The sequence below is a fragment of the Mesorhizobium erdmanii USDA 3471 genome, assembly GCF_000472705.1.
Taxonomy (GTDB): Bacteria; Pseudomonadota; Alphaproteobacteria; order Rhizobiales; family Rhizobiaceae; genus Mesorhizobium; species Mesorhizobium erdmanii.
The window spans coordinates 1-14,147 of sequence record NZ_AXAE01000048.1 but is presented as its reverse complement, the minus strand read 5'-3'; the positions used below and the strand labels follow the sequence as shown (position 1 = coordinate 14,147).

Sequence of the window (14,147 nt, the reverse complement as noted above, 5' to 3'; positions counted from 1 at the left end):
CAAGCCGTTGTGGCCTACAGGTTGAAATACCAATCGTATTGCCACGTCCCCAACCACCCGAATGGAGACCTCATGTATCGCACTCTCATTCCAGCCGCCTTCGCGGGCATCTTCGCCGGAGCTGTTCTGGCTGCCGGCACCTGCTGCACGGCCGCGACACCTTCGGCCGAACTGGTTTCCTAACAGCACTCCACGAGGAGGATAAGATGACCAAGATTTCCTTCAATAGATTCGTCTGGCTCACGCTGCGTGCATCGACGGCGCTGATGCTCACCATTGCACCCTACCACCTAGCGCTTCATGGCGCTGCCAAGCTCGTGCCGGCCGCTGCCCACGCCGAATCCGAGGGCGGTGGCGGCAGCGGCGGTGGCGACGGCGGCAGCGGCGGTGGCGGTGGCGACGGCGGCGGCGGCGGCGGTGGCGAGCACGATGGCGGCAATAGCCACAGCAGCAGCGGAAGTTCTAGTGGCCATGATGGCGACTCGGAATCTGCTGACGACCAGGGTGGGGACAAAGCGGAGAACTCCGGCACTGGCGCAGGTTCCGGTACCGAGACCGATGGAGCCGATGCCTCATCTTCCGTGCCAACGGTGACGGACAACTAGACGCGTCCCGCATAGTTCGGCGCACTGGCCCGCTTGCGGAGGCGCGGCGGGCCTTTCTGAGGTAGTGCACCCACAGGTGGACGGATCAGGATTTTGGCCCTGGGGGCGTGGATTTCCACCGACTTCGCAACTGATCCGCCGTAAGCGTGGAAGCCGTCCTGAAAACGATGTTGGAACAGGGTCCTGATCTGTTGGCCAAGGCCCGGCAACCTCTGCTGAGAGGAGCGCGATCAACTTGCTCTATCTGGCTCCCAAGCGCTTGCGGTTGCGAGCCTAACGCTGGCTTCGAAACCGGACTGCTTCCCCGGCCTCGGTGATTTTAGCACGAGCGGGCTACCTAGCCGTCCAGCAATCGTCGAAACGATCGACAACCCGATCCCGCTGCCGCGGGCCGAAATTCCGCCCCGCTCGAACCGGTCCGCCAGTTTTGCCAGGGTTTCGGGCGGTACGACGGGTCCATCATTTGACACTATCACGAGCCCGTCTGGACTAAGGGTGACTTCGACGGGTGCGGAGTCGCTGCCATAGCGCAGCGCGTTCTCGACGAGGTTGCGGCACAGGATGCCGACAGCATCGGGGTCGATGTCTGACATCACGGGCGTCTCCGGCATTCGAAGGACGACCCTCCCTTGTGGGACGCTTCTGCGCAAGTCGTCGATCACCACGCCCAGGGCAGCCCGCAGGTCGGACTTTCGTTCCAATCGAAGCCGGCTGCCTTCCGCCCGCGCGAGTTGCATCAGCCGTTCGGCGCGCGCCGTAAGCCGCTTGAGCGTCGCCTCGATGTCTGCCCCCCGCTGGGCGGTTTGCGGTTCCGTGGTTTCCGTGCGGATGCGCTGGGCCTGAGCGATCGCGCCGGCGAGCGGGGTCCTGAGTTCATGGGCGGTGTTGGCGGAGAGACTGCGCTCTGCTTCGAAGGCGGCCCTGAGCCTTTCGAATAGCGCGTTCAACGTGACAGCCAGCGGCTCCAGCTCGCTGGGTAGGTCATCGGATGCCACAGGCCCGAGGTCCTTTTCGCTCCGGGTCTCGAGCTGTTCCCGGAACGCGCGCAGTGGCCTGGTGCTTCTTCGCACTGCCAGCACCACGGCGGCAAACGCGGCCGGGATGACCAGAAGGATCGGCAGTCCCAGGCCTATCTGCACATCCCTCACCACCATAGCCCGATGCGCGAGCGGCTCGGCTACCGTGATGCGCACCGTTCCCTGCACGGCTTCTTCGCTGTAGAGGCGATGCGTCGCTGTCCGCCCGAATCCCTGTCCTTGATAAGGCGTGAACACGGAGAGGTCGGCCGCGTGGGATTGAAGCAGGATCTTGCCCTTGTCGTCGCGGACGACGTAGGTAATTAGCTCGTCGTGGCTGCGGATTGCGCCAAGCCGCTGACTGGCGACGTCTCCGTCTTCGCGGCCTATGATATCCAGGACCGCCAAGGGAAGCAGGCGTTGCGCCGTCTCCTGGAGGGAGGAATCGAAGACATCCTCGATCCCGTGTCGCACCAGGACGGCAGTTGCCCACGCCGCGCCGACCCAGATCACGAGCAGAACCGCTCCTAACGACAGGAGGAGCCTGCCTTGGAGGCTTCGGGGGCGCATCATGTCTGGGCCAGCCGATAGCCGAGACCCCGTTCGGTCTCGATGAGGTCGGTGCCGAGCTTCTTGCGTAGTCTGCTGACATGGACCTCGATCGTGTTGCTCTCCACCTCGGCATCGAAGTCGTAGAGCTTCTCCTCGAGTTGCGCCTTCGAGAGCAGCTGGCCTGGCCGTGTCAGGAACGCCTCCAGCAAAGCCCATTCGCGAGCTGTCAGCTGAACGGCCTTGCCGTCCCGGCGCACGCTCCGGCGGGCGATGTCGATGTCGAGCGAACGAAGTCGTATGATCGGGTTGGGATTGCCGGAATATCGTCGCGCGACGGAGCCGATGCGCGCCGACAACTCGTCGAGATCGAACGGTTTGACGATGTAATCGTCAGCCCCGGCGGTCAGGCCTTCGATCCTGTCCGACACCTGGTCGAGCGCTGTCAGGATGATGATGGGCGTGACGTCTCCGGCCGCCCTCAGTGCGCGAAGGAACACGATCCCCCGTCCGTCGGGGAGCATCAGGTCGAGCAGGATCAGGTCGTAGGCCGCACTCGCCATCGCGTCCCGGGCCGCATCGATCCGTGTGACCCAGTCCACCGAGTGGCCGTCACCGACGATCTGGTCGCGCACCGCGGCGCCAAGCACGCTGTCGTCCTCTATTAGCAGGATTCGCATTGTTGTTCGCCTTCTCGCGGCAGCTGCCTTCCTTGGCGAACGTTCCTGACACCAGGCTGAAGCGGATTGCGCGCGGACTTCAGGATACCGTCAGCTTGGCTCTGCACCTTGCGTTGGCGCAAATCCGGTTGGAACGGAGTCCAGGCCTATGCGGCTTGCCCTGATAATTCTCGCCTGCGTCGCGATCCTGCATGCAGGGCCGGCGCTCGCTGATGACGAATGCTTCGTGCCGATGGCGGACTGGAAGCCGAGGGAGGCCGTGACCGCCCTTGCGGCCCAGAATGCCTGGACGGTGCGCCGGATCAAGATCGACGACGGCTGTTATGAGATCGACGGCACCGACGCTCAGGGGCAGCGGATCGAGGTGACCGTCCATCCATCGACCCTCGAAATCATCCAGATCGAACCCAGGGACGGCGCTGATCATCGGCACCGCGACGAGGAAGGCCGCCATGACAATCAATGACTTTGCCTCGACTCAGTCCGACTCCCAGGATACCGCCGGGCGGCGGGTTCTCGTCTGGGACCCGCTGGTTCGCCTCTTCCACTGGAGCCTCGTCGGCGCGTTCGCAACGGCTTGGCTGACCGCGGAAGATATCCAGCCTGTTCACCAGCTAGCCGGATATGCGGTAGCCGGTCTCGTCGGCCTCAGGATCATATGGGGTCTGGTCGGCAGCCGCTACGCCCGCTTCACCCAGTTCGTCCGCGGACCCGCCCAGACGCTCTCTTACATCGGCGACATGATACCAGGCCGGGAGCGACGCTACCTTGGCCATAACCCCGCCGGCGCCGCGATGGTCGTGGCGATCCTGGTGACGCTGTCCGGGACGGCCTTGACGGGTTGGCTTCTGGAAGCGCCGGGCCGCGCCGCGAGCGCCGCCGGGCAGGTGCAGATCGTCACCCCCGCCTTCGCGGACAGCGATGCCAACGAGGCTGAGGCCGGGGCAGGCGGTTACCTGGAAGGGCGTGCAGGAGGTCCGCTCAAGGATGTCCACGAAACCTTTGCCAACCTGCTGCTTCTGCTGGTCGCGCTGCATGTCGGCGGAGTGGCGCTGGCATCGTTCCGCCATCGCGAGAACCTGGTCCGGGCAATGGTCACGGGCCGCAAGAGGCCTCCCGCGCCCGGCGACATCGCCTGAACGCTGGTTGTCCAAACAGCAGAGGCCAACCTGGCCCCGTTTCGGCGGGGCCTTTCGATTCCTGACGGCAAGCTGAAGCAAAAAATCCGTTCCGGTCAGGAAGGGATCAGGCCGGGCCGCCAGAACGGCGCCAGCAGAAAAAAGGAGATACTGCGATGAAGAAGACCATTTCCATCTTGCTTGCGTCGACGGCGCTGATCGCCGTGATCGGCATTCCTGCGTGGAGCGCGATACGCGGCGGTGTCTCGTTCGAAGGACTTCCTGACGCGGCCCTGGGTGCATTCCGGGAAGCCGGCGCGTCTCCCGTACTGGTTAGCGACGGTGGCGGCGTTGACCGCAATCGGGGGCACAGCCTGCGTCGTGCGGACGATGATGACGACCATGAGGGCGATGAAGAGGACGATGACGACGGCGGCAACGCGTCGGGCCCGGCTCCAGCCGGAAGCGTGGCTCCCCCGAGCAATGGCCTCTTCGGCACCGGTGCAATGCCCAAGGCTCAGGTCAATTGAGCCGACGGCTCGCATCACGCCAGATCAAGGAACATTCCAATGAGAACCATCTTAGCCGCCTTGGCTCTGACTACGGCCCTGACGCTTCCCGGCATCGCCATGGCCCGGCCGGTAACCCTTACCACCACGCTGAAGAACTATGGCGGCAACGGGGCGTACCTCGCCATCTATGTCACCGACCCCAAGGGGGCCTATGCCGGCAGCCTCTGGATGGCCGGAACCAAGTCCAAATACTACGAACACCTCTCCGACTGGTACCGTGCGACGGGCGGCAATGCCGCCGAGATCAATGGCATCACGGGAGCGAGCGTGGGCGCCGGCCGGCGGCTGGAGATCACGCTCGACCTTGCGGATGCGCTGTTTGACGCGGGCTATACCGTCCATATCGACGCGGCCGCGGAGGATATGCGCGACAGTCCCGACGAGATTGCCGTGCCGCTGACCGCCAAAGGGGCGGGACAGTCCGTCCCGGGCCGCCGCTACATCGCGACCTTCAGCTACGGCTTGTAAGGGGTCTTAGCGATGATCCGTTCGCTTCACCGTTGGCTGGGCCTGCCGGCTCTGGTCCTCGTGACACTCCTTGCCGTCAGTGGCGCGGCGCTGTCCATCTTCCCGGCGGCGGAGCGGATTTATGCACCGCAGGCGGAACAGGCGATGAGCGTCGCAGACCTTGCCGCGCGCATCAAATCGGTCTTCCCGGAGGTCGAGCAGATCCGGCGCTCGCCCTCCGGGCGTATCACCGCCTATTGGTTCGATGGCGGCGCGCCGGCATCGGCCGTCATCGACCCGGCGACAGGGGCCGCTATGGGTTCGGCCGATCCCAATCCGCTGCAGCGCTGGCTCACCAACCTGCACCGCTCGCTGTTTCTTGATGACGCCGGCCGCATCGCCATGGCAGCTGGAGCGGCGGCGATGCTCGTCCTTGCCGTCTCCGGTTCGATGCTGGTCGCCAGGCGCGCCGGAGGATGGAGACGCTGGTTTGTCCCGCTTCGGGGACCTCTGGCAGGGCGCGTCCATGTCGAGCTTGCGCGGGGTGCCGTGCTTGGGCTCCTGCTGTCGTCTGCAACGGCCCTCTGGATGACGGCCTCGACCTTCGGTCTCCTTCCCGAAAAGGCGGTCGTTCCAAGCCCGCCTTCTGCGGTAAGCAGGACGATGGGCGCCACCTTGACTTCGATGCCGCTGCTCGTGTCGACGCCCGTGTCGAGCCTGCGCGAGCTGAACTTCCCCTACGCGGGAGACGCCACCGACGTCTTTACGCTCAAGACCGACAGTGGCACTGGCTACCTCGACCAGGGGACCGGGGCGACCCTCGGCTGGTCTGGCTTGAGCGGTTGGACGTGCCTCTCCGAGACCATCTACATGCTCCACACCGGACAGGGCGCGGCGCTTCTCGGCGTGCTCCTCGGGCTCACGGCGCTTGCCGTTCCTGTCATGGGCGCCACGGGACTCCTCATCTGGCTGAAAGGCTCCGGCGGCCGCCCGAGGCTTCGCGACAATGCCGCGCCGGCCCGCGCGGAGACGGTCATCCTCGTCGGAAGCGAGGGCGGCAGCACCTGGGGGTTTGCCGCGACATTGCACTCGGCGCTTACCCGTGTCGGGCAGCGTGTCCACACCGCGCCCATGTCGGCGTTCGACCCCTGCCGCTTTTCCGGTGCGCGCCGATATCTCGTGCTGGCCGCGACCTACGGCAATGGCGACGCGCCCGCTTCGGCGAAAGGATTCCTGGATCGACTGGCGCGGCTGCCCGCCGCGCCGGACGCGCCACTGGCTGTGCTGGGCTTCGGGGACCGGAGCTTCCCGGCATTCTGCGCCCACGCCAGGGCGGTTGTCGCTGCCGCGGAAAGCGGGGGTTGGCCGCTGCTGCTCCCCTTCGAAAAGGTAGATCGTCAGTCGCCGCAGGAATTCGCCCGCTGGGGCCGAGCGCTCGGCGCAGCGCTCGGCATCGACCTGGAACTGAATCATCAGGTCGTTCGCCCCGATGCTACGGTCTTGACGCTTGTCTCGCGTCGCGATTACGGCCACGAAGTCCAGGCCCCAACCGCAATCCTGCGCTTTGCCCTTCCACGCCGGTCCATCTGGGAACGCCTGATGGGACGAGGGTTCGCCCGCTTCGAGCCCGGAGACCTGCTCGGCATCGTGCCGGCGGGGTCGCCCATGCCACGCTTCTATTCGCTGGCCTCAGGCAGCCGGGACGGGTTCGTGGAGATTGTGGTGCGCAAGCATGTCGGAGGCATCTGCTCGGGTGAACTCATGGCGCTCGAACCGGGTGGAGCGGTCGCCGGCTTCATCCGCCCCAACCCGGCGTTCCGCCCTGGTCGCGACAGCACTCCTCTTGTCCTGATCGGAGCTGGAACCGGAATAGGACCCCTCGCGGGCTTCGTCCGTGCCAACGCATCACGGCGGCCGATCCACCTGTTCTTCGGCATGCGGCTTCCAGAAAGTGACTTTCTCTACCACGAGGAACTGGACGCCTGGACGGCCGAGGGCAGGCTCTCCAGCCTGTCCACGGCGGTCTCGCGCGGAAGGCGGCCGCGCTACGTTCAGGACGCGCTCACCGCTGAGCAACTCGAAGTCGTTCGCGCGATACGCAAGGGCGGGCGGGTCATGGTCTGCGGCGGGAGGCAAATGGCTGCCGGGGTTGCCGAGGCGATGGCGTGCATACTTGCACCGCTCGGCCTGTCACCCGCGATCCTGAAGGCCGAGGGACGCTATGTCGAAGATGTCTACTGATCTCGTGCGCCACGCCCTCAACGGGCCGACGATGGGCACACGCTGGTCCGCGATTTTCTACGCGCCTTCGGGCTTCGACGCTGAAGCTGTCCGTGCGGCCCTGCAGGCCGCAGTCGATGAGGTCGACGCGCAGATGTCGACTTGGAAACCTGACAGCGACCTGATGCGCCTCAACCGGGCTCCGGCAGGGGCGTGGGCAACGATTCCAGGACGCCTTCTCGACGTGATCCGGCTGGGGCTAGCGGTCGGCCGGGCTTCCGGCGGTGCCTTCGACATCGGGATGGGGGACGCGGTGAGCGCATGGGGCTTCGGCCCGGCTGAAGCCAGTCCGGACCGCATCCGCAGCGCGACGCAGGCAAGGCACGCGCATGCCCACGATGTCCTGGAGATCGACGGAGCCAGGATCCGCAAGCGCCTGCCAATCACGCTTGACCTCAACGGTGTCGCCAAGGGCTACGGCGTGGACTGTCTCGCCGAGATCCTTGGTAGCTGCGGCATTCGCGATGGGCTCGTAAGCATCGATGGCGAGCTAAGAGCCATAGGCCTCAGGCCCGACGGCGAGGCCTGGACGGTCGCCGTGGAACAACCGGACCCGGAACACCGCGCGCCGCATTCGATCCTCTCCCTGCAGGATCGCGCCGTCGCCACGTCCGGCGACTACCGCCATTGGGTAGAGGTGCGGGGTCGGCGTTTGTCCCACACCTTCGATCCGGCCCGCGCCGCGCCGCTTATGAACCCCCCGGCATCGGTCACGGTGCTCGCATCCACCTGCGCTCAGGCCGACGCCTGGGCGACCGCGTTGATGGTGCTCGGTCCTGACAGGGGCGGCGAAGTCGCCCTCCGGCTGGGGCTCGATGCCCTGTTCCTGCTTCGCGATGAAGAGGACAGCATCCGCTCCTGTCGGATCGGCGGCTTGTTCGTGGCCGCTGGGGTCTCGGCTCGCGCGGAAGCGGGTTGAGCGCGATACAGCATTCGAACGGAGAGGGGCTGAAAACGTGCTTGCCGATCGTCGCCTTAGGCGACCCGGGCTTGGGCCTCGCCCTCTATATTCACGGGCCGGCTCGAGCGGTGCTCCGTCGCGGTGAGATGGTGAAACGCTCCAACCGTTTTGCCCGAAAAGTCTGCTCCTCCGGACTTTGACGAGGGTCAAGGCGACCGGCTTTGGCTGCTTATACGAACTCAGCTGCGTCGGCGAGACCGGAGGCCCGCATGCAAGCCCACGAGCGAGAGGCGAAAAGTTCAGCGGCACTGCCGCCAGTCCCGGTGTTCGTGGCTCGCGGGCTGAGCAAGTTCTACGGCTCGGGCGACTCGCAAGTGACGGCACTGAAGAACGTCGATCTCGATATTCAGCAAGGCGAGTTCATCGTTCTTCTTGGGCCCTCCGGTTCGGGCAAGTCGACCCTTCTCAATATCCTTGGCGGACTGGACGCTCCAACGTCAGGCTCGGCAAAATGGCGCGATCACCAACTGACGGGAGCCAGCGACGATGAACTGACGACATACAGGCGCGAGCACGTCGGCTTCGTCTTCCAGTTCTACAATCTGATACCGAGCCTCAATGTTGAAGAGAACGTGCGGCTTGTCGCGCAGATAGCCAGCGATCCGATGGATCCCAGGGAAGCGCTCGAACTCGTCGGATTGTCACATCGCGCACGTCACTTTCCATCACAGTTGTCGGGTGGCGAACAGCAGCGTGTAGCCGTGGCTCGCGCGATCGTAAAACGACCTGACATCCTGCTTTGCGACGAGCCGACCGGCGCCCTCGACGTGGATACCGGTCGGCTGGTTCTCGCGGCGATCGCCAAGGTGAACGCGCAACTCGGCACGACGACCATCGTGATTACACACAACTCGGCAATCGCTGGAATGGCTGACCGCGTCTTGCGGCTGAGCGGCGGGCGCATCGTCAAGGAGGAACCTAATCCTAACCGCATCGCCGCAGAGGACGTGCAATGGTGAACGTGCTCGACGTCAAGGTGCTGCGCGATCTCTGGTCGATGCGGCTTCAAGTCCTCAGTATCGCAATGCTCGTCGCCGCGGGGGTGGCAGTCTTTGTGATGTCGGTGTCGAATTACCGGGCGCTTGTTGGCGCCATGGAGAGCCACTACCGCAACGAACGCTTCGCTGACCTCTTTGCCGGCATGACGCGCGCGCCGCTGGTCATCGCCGACCGGCTGCGCGAGATCGATGGGATCGGCATCGTCGAAACGCGGGTCGCGAAGCCGGTGCGGGTAATTCGTCAGGACACGAACATGCCGATCTCGGGTCGCATCATCTCGCTGCCGGCCAAGGGGCAGCCCCTGCTCAATCGTCTCCATCTGGTGCAGGGGCGCTGGCCCGATCCGTTGCATCCGCAAGAGGTCATCATCAACGCAGCCTATGCCGAGGCGCGAGCCGTGCGAATGGGAGAATCCATTGACGTCGTCCTCAACGGGCGCCTGCAGGGTTTTCGCGTCGTCGGTTCCGCATTGTCGCCCGAGTTCGTTTTTGCCACGCGCAGCGCGGTACCCCTTCCCGACGATCGGAACTTCGTCGTGCTATGGGCCGCCGAAAATGCTGTGGCCAGTGCGTTCGACATGAAAGGCGCGTTTAACGACGTGGCGATGACGCTGGCCCCGAAGGCAAGCATCGCGCCCGTGCTGGATAAGGTAGACCGCTTGCTGGCTCCATACGGTGGCACGGGAGCCTACGATCGCGGCGATCAGCCCTCGCACCGCTTTCTTGAAGACGAGCTGGCGGAGCAGGAGACATTGAGCATCTTCATGCCGTGCGTCTTCTTCGGTATAGCGGCGTTTCTGCTCAACGTCGTCATCGGCAGGATGGTGGAGGCTCAACGCGGACAGATCGCTTCGCTCAAGGCGTTGGGATTCGCCAACGGCACCATCGCGCTTCACTACTTCAAGTTGGTCACGGCCATAGCGTTGCTGGGATCGGCCGTAGGCCTCGCCCTGGGGTGGTGGCTCGGCATTGGCGTCGTGGGAAGCTATCGCGCCTTCTTCCGGTTTCCGTCGCTGGAGGCGCAGTTCGAGCCGTGGCTTCTCGTTGCCGCGACGCTGGTCAGCGTCGTCGCCGCGAACCTTGCAGCTGTGACATCGGTGTATCGAATAGCTGTGCTTCCACCCGCCGAAGCCATGCGACCCGCAACGCCGCCTGCTCTGCAGACCTTCGCATGGCTGCAGACGGTAGGGAGCCGCCTCATTCCGCTTCAGTATATCATTGCGGCCCGCACAACGCTGGGCAGGCCGATCAGGACGCTGTTGTCGACCATCGGCATCGCCCTTGCCATTCCACTTATCCTGTTTGGGCTATACTGGTTCGATGCCATCGACTACATGATCGATGTCAGCTTCAGCCGGGTCGAGCGCGGCGACGCCTTTCTCACTTTCACCGAACCTGTTTCTACGGACGCACTCTACGAGTTGAGGTCGCTTCCCGGAGTGCTGAATGCTGAACTCCAGAGAGTAGTTCCTGTTAGGTTGCGCGCGGGGTACCGGACCTATCGCACGTCGGCCATCGGCCTGGATCCCGGCTCGGAGCTCAGAATTCCCAGGGACAAGGCGCTGCAGCCAGTCTCCATTCCGGCCGATGGCATCATGCTGAGCCGGCAGATCGCGAGCCAGCTCGATCTTCATGTGGGTGACACAGTGTCGATCGAGGTGCTTGAAGGCACCAGGGTGGTAAGGGAAGTCATTGTCCGCAGGATCTCCAACGACATTCTGGGGTCGTCGGTGACCATGGACCGCAGCGCGCTCAACCGCCTGATGAAGGAAGGGCCTGTTGCAAACGTCGCCGCCCTCAGGATTGACCCGGCTCAATCCGAACTGGTCTGGTCCAGGATAAAGTCCATGCCGAAGATCGAGGGAAGCTCGGTCAAGGCTCTCTGGTTGGCGCTGTTCAACGAGACGATCGGTGGAATGGTGCTGATCGGCGCGCTGATCCTGGCGGGGTTCGGAATGCTGATTGCGATAGGTGTGGTCTATAACAGCGCACGCATTGCCCTGCAGGAACGCGCCTGGGAATTGGCCGGTCTGCGCATTATCGGGCTGACTCGGCACGAGGTGTTTGCGGTCGTTGTCAGCGAGCTTGTCGCCGAGCTTGTCGTGGCGATTCCATTGGGAATTCTGATCGGGCGCTACCTGATCGAGCTGATTGCCTCCGCGCGAGCGAGCCAATCGTTCCAAATTCCCGCTGTAATCAACCCGAGCAGTTACGTCTTGGCCTCGCTCCTGGTGATCGCTGCGGCTTTCGCCAGTTTCATGATGATCCGCCGAAGGATCGATACACTCGATCTGGTAGCCGTCCTCAAGACCCGAGACTGATCATGAAGTACCGCCCCACCTCGATCGCTACTGGACTCTTGCTGGTGTTGATCGCGGCGGCGGCCCTCTATTGGCTCCTCTTGCCGCAGCCCATTCTTGTCGAGACCGCCGACGTCGTGACGACGACGTTTCAGGACACGATCGAGGAAGACGGCCGCACGCGCGTGCGCGATCGCTATATGGTGTCGGCGCCTTTATCGGGCCGCGTCCAGCGGCTGATGCTGAAGGCCGGTGATGTCGTTCACACCGGGCAAAAACTAGCGACCATCACGCCGCCTGTTTCTCCTTTGCTGGATTCACGGGTGCGGCAGGAGCTCGAGGCGCAGGTCGGCGCAGCCGAGGCTGGCGTCGAAGAGGCTGAAGCGCTTCACGAGCAGGCCAAGGTCCTCTTGGCTCAAGCCAGCGCGGATCTTGAGCGCACCAAGCAGCTTGCCCAGCGTAATGTGGCGGCCTCGGCGCAACTGGAAAGAGAAGAGGCCCTCTTCCAGTCCGCCGGCCGGCAGGCGGATGCCGCCGAGCGTCGCTCGCATGCCGCAACTCATATCCTGGAGCAGGCTCGCGCAGCATTGCAGTCCGTCGGCAATCCCGATCCGGGCGAAGGCTTCCCGGTTCTGTCGCCCATAGAGGGCCGCGTTCTCAGGGTTGAACAGCAGAGCGAGAGCGTGGTCTCGATGGCGGCCCCGTTGGTCGAACTGGGGGACCCGGGCGACCTCGAAGTCGCGGCGGATGTGTTGACGACCGATGCCGCCCGCATAAGGGAGGGCGACAAGGTGACCGTCGCGCGGTGGGGCGGCCCTTCGGATTTGCAGGGCGTCGTGCGGCGTGTCGAGCCTTCCGGCTTCACCAAAATCTCCGCGCTCGGCGTCGAAGAACAGCGCGTCTGGGTCATCATCGACATAGTCTCGCCGCGACAGACCTGGACCAGTCTCGGAGACGGTTACCGTGTCGAGGTCAATATCGAGATCGACCAGATTGACAAGGCAACGGTCGTGCCGATGGGCGCGCTCTTCCGGCGCGGCGATGCTTGGAACGTCTTTGTCGTCGATGGCGGGCTCGCACATCTCCGAGAAATCCGGGTTGCGAGCCTGTCGGCCCGCGTCGCCGCCGTTGCGCAGGGCGTGCACCCTGGCGAGATCGTAGTCGTTTATCCACCCGCCAGCCTTGCTGAGGGGAGCAAGGTCAAGCTCCAGTAGACTTGCTGTTTCGGCGGACGCTCGATCTGCCGTCCATGTCTATGTTTTATGCAAGTCGAAGGTTCCGTTCAGATTTCCACGATAGTCAACACCGTCCACCACGTGTCAGCGATTGGCCTGCGGCTCGCGCGAGACGTAGTCGATGAGGATTGTCAGCAATTTTTCATAGGCAGTTGTGCGTTCGAAACTTGAGCGCTTGGTAGCTCAAATTTAGGAAGCAGGCGACAATTCTGGCGCTCAAAGGCCTTGTGACTTAGGCAACGCATCTGAGGATTATCCAAAACGCCGCCTTGGCGGTCATCTCGCCAATTTGATCCAACGCAATGCAACAAGCGCCGTCCGACTGTTTGGTGTCATTATGGTGGGGTACACGTCATGATGTCATGGGGATGGAGCAATTGCTGCGGTGGAGCTTGGGGCATGCCATTCTTCGGCTTTGGCCCGTTGCTGCTCGTCCTGATCGCGGCCGGCGTTGTATACTATTTTTTTGGGTATCACCCCTCGCGCGACCGCTCACGTGAAGCTGCCTCGCTAGAAATTCTGGATCGCCGCTATGCCTCTGGCGAGATCACGAAAGAGCAATATGAGGAGATGAAAGGCGACCTAAAAAAGCACTGATTTTCGCCGCCTAGGTCGCAGGGGCGCGATTTCTGGATCAGGTATGACTTCGATGTACAAGCATCTCCTCATTGCCACAGATGGTTCCGAATTCGCTCATAGGGGTGTTGAGCACGGACTGTCGCTGGCCAGTCGCCTGAAGGCTACGGTTACTTTTTTGAATGTCACCGAACCATTTCCAATGTTCGATTGGGGGAGTCCGATGGCAGGCTATTCAGCTGGCGCGGAATTCACGTCGTACGAGGAAGAGGGGTGCCGCTTCGCAAGGCAGATACTTGATCAATGCAAGGCAGCGGCCGCGGGGTTGCGTGTGGACGCCAAGGCCGTGCACGTCGAGAACAGGAAGCCGGCGGAAGCAATCCTGGAGCTGTCCAAGGCCGAAGGCTGCGATCTAATCGTGATGGCGTCGCACGGACGCCGGGGGCTCGCAAGGCTGCTTGGCAGTCAGGCGACCGAGGTGCTGTCCTTCAGCACTGTGCCTGTACTGATTGTTCGATAGCAACGGTGGCCCGACCGAACCGACTTCGAGGTGCCGATCAGATGCTGACCTGGATCCATGCGGTATTTTCGAACAGATGCTAGAAGANTTGAGACATCGCCCGCCTGGCGAGCGGCGCGCGANGCAGGTGCACAATGTTCGAATACAGCGTTAAAGCCCGGCGGACCGATGCGCGAGGCAGCGTNGCCACGACCAAGAATGCCGCGCTCGTTCTTGACACCTGTCTCGAGGGCCGGGCCGACGCCTTCAATCCGGCTGAACTGCTTCTGGCGGCGATCGCCGCCTGCATG

Annotated in this window: 15 protein-coding genes; 13 read left to right on the top strand and 2 right to left on the bottom strand. The window is 63.6% G+C overall.

Annotated features, from left to right (window positions below):
• Nucleotides 1–183, top strand: a 183-nt coding sequence (locus tag A3AU_RS1000000140170; protein ID WP_209444672.1) for a hypothetical protein, incomplete at its 5' end; no start/stop codon positions are given.
• Between the two features lie 23 nt (nt 184–206).
• On the top strand, nt 207–605 hold the full coding sequence (locus A3AU_RS1000000139185; RefSeq protein ID WP_051355486.1) for a hypothetical protein: 399 nt from the start codon (nt 207–209) through the stop codon (nt 603–605).
• A 230-nt stretch (nt 606–835) separates the two neighbouring features.
• Here A3AU_RS1000000139185 and A3AU_RS0127210 read toward each other — a convergent pair whose 3' ends face one another.
• On the bottom strand, nt 836–2,194 hold the full coding sequence (locus tag A3AU_RS0127210) for an ATP-binding protein (RefSeq protein ID WP_027055689.1): 1,359 nt from the start codon (nt 2,192–2,194) through the stop codon (nt 836–838).
• On the bottom strand, nt 2,191–2,850 hold the full coding sequence (locus A3AU_RS0127205; protein ID WP_027055688.1) for a response regulator transcription factor: 660 nt from the start codon (nt 2,848–2,850) through the stop codon (nt 2,191–2,193). The genes A3AU_RS0127210 and A3AU_RS0127205 overlap by 4 nt, the downstream gene beginning before the upstream one ends.
• 148 nt (nt 2,851–2,998) lie before the next feature.
• Between A3AU_RS0127205 and A3AU_RS0127200 the strand changes: the two genes are divergently transcribed.
• The 11 genes from A3AU_RS0127200 to A3AU_RS0127150 all read left to right on the top strand — a co-directional run bounded on the left by A3AU_RS0127200 (nt 2,999) and on the right by A3AU_RS0127150 (nt 13,857).
• Nucleotides 2,999–3,316, top strand: a complete 318-nt coding sequence (locus tag A3AU_RS0127200) for a PepSY domain-containing protein (RefSeq protein WP_027055687.1) — start codon at nt 2,999–3,001, stop codon at nt 3,314–3,316.
• Complete coding sequence (locus A3AU_RS0127195) at nt 3,303–3,989, top strand: cytochrome b/b6 domain-containing protein (protein ID WP_027055686.1); 687 nt, start codon at nt 3,303–3,305, stop codon at nt 3,987–3,989. The genes A3AU_RS0127200 and A3AU_RS0127195 overlap by 14 nt, the downstream gene beginning before the upstream one ends.
• A 155-nt stretch (nt 3,990–4,144) precedes the next feature.
• Nucleotides 4,145–4,498 (top strand): hypothetical protein, encoded by a 354-nt coding sequence (locus A3AU_RS0127190; RefSeq protein ID WP_027055685.1) that lies wholly within the window; start codon nt 4,145–4,147, stop codon nt 4,496–4,498.
• 39 nt (nt 4,499–4,537) lie between these two features.
• Entirely contained in the window at nt 4,538–5,008 is a 471-nt protein-coding gene (locus A3AU_RS0127185; protein WP_027055684.1) for a DUF2271 domain-containing protein, read from the top strand.
• A gap of 12 nt (nt 5,009–5,020) precedes the next feature.
• Nucleotides 5,021–7,228 carry a PepSY domain-containing protein gene (locus A3AU_RS0127180; protein WP_027055683.1) on the top strand — a complete coding sequence of 736 codons (2,208 nt, stop codon included), beginning with the start codon at nt 5,021–5,023 and terminating at the stop codon, nt 7,226–7,228.
• Nucleotides 7,209–8,186, top strand: coding sequence for an FAD:protein FMN transferase (locus A3AU_RS0127175; protein ID WP_027055682.1), 978 nt, complete (start codon nt 7,209–7,211; stop codon nt 8,184–8,186). Before A3AU_RS0127180 ends, A3AU_RS0127175 begins: the two co-directional genes overlap by 20 nt.
• 251 nt (nt 8,187–8,437) lie before the next feature.
• Nucleotides 8,438–9,187, top strand: coding sequence for an ABC transporter ATP-binding protein (locus A3AU_RS0127170; RefSeq protein WP_051355485.1), 750 nt, complete (start codon nt 8,438–8,440; stop codon nt 9,185–9,187).
• Nucleotides 9,181–11,547, top strand: a complete 2,367-nt coding sequence (locus A3AU_RS0127165) for an ABC transporter permease (protein ID WP_032918251.1) — start codon at nt 9,181–9,183, stop codon at nt 11,545–11,547. The genes A3AU_RS0127170 and A3AU_RS0127165 overlap by 7 nt, the downstream gene beginning before the upstream one ends.
• 2 nt (nt 11,548–11,549) lie before the next feature.
• On the top strand, nt 11,550–12,740 hold the full coding sequence (locus tag A3AU_RS0127160; protein ID WP_027055679.1) for an efflux RND transporter periplasmic adaptor subunit: 1,191 nt from the start codon (nt 11,550–11,552) through the stop codon (nt 12,738–12,740).
• A 420-nt stretch (nt 12,741–13,160) separates the two neighbouring features.
• The gene (locus tag A3AU_RS01000000136205) at nt 13,161–13,358 is read left to right on the top strand and encodes an SHOCT domain-containing protein (RefSeq protein WP_032918250.1); all 198 of its coding nucleotides are present in this window, start codon (nt 13,161–13,163) and stop codon (nt 13,356–13,358) included.
• 52 nt (nt 13,359–13,410) lie between these two features.
• On the top strand, nt 13,411–13,857 hold the full coding sequence (locus tag A3AU_RS0127150; RefSeq protein ID WP_027055678.1) for a universal stress protein: 447 nt from the start codon (nt 13,411–13,413) through the stop codon (nt 13,855–13,857).
• The last annotated feature ends 290 nt before the right edge of the window (nt 13,858–14,147 follow it).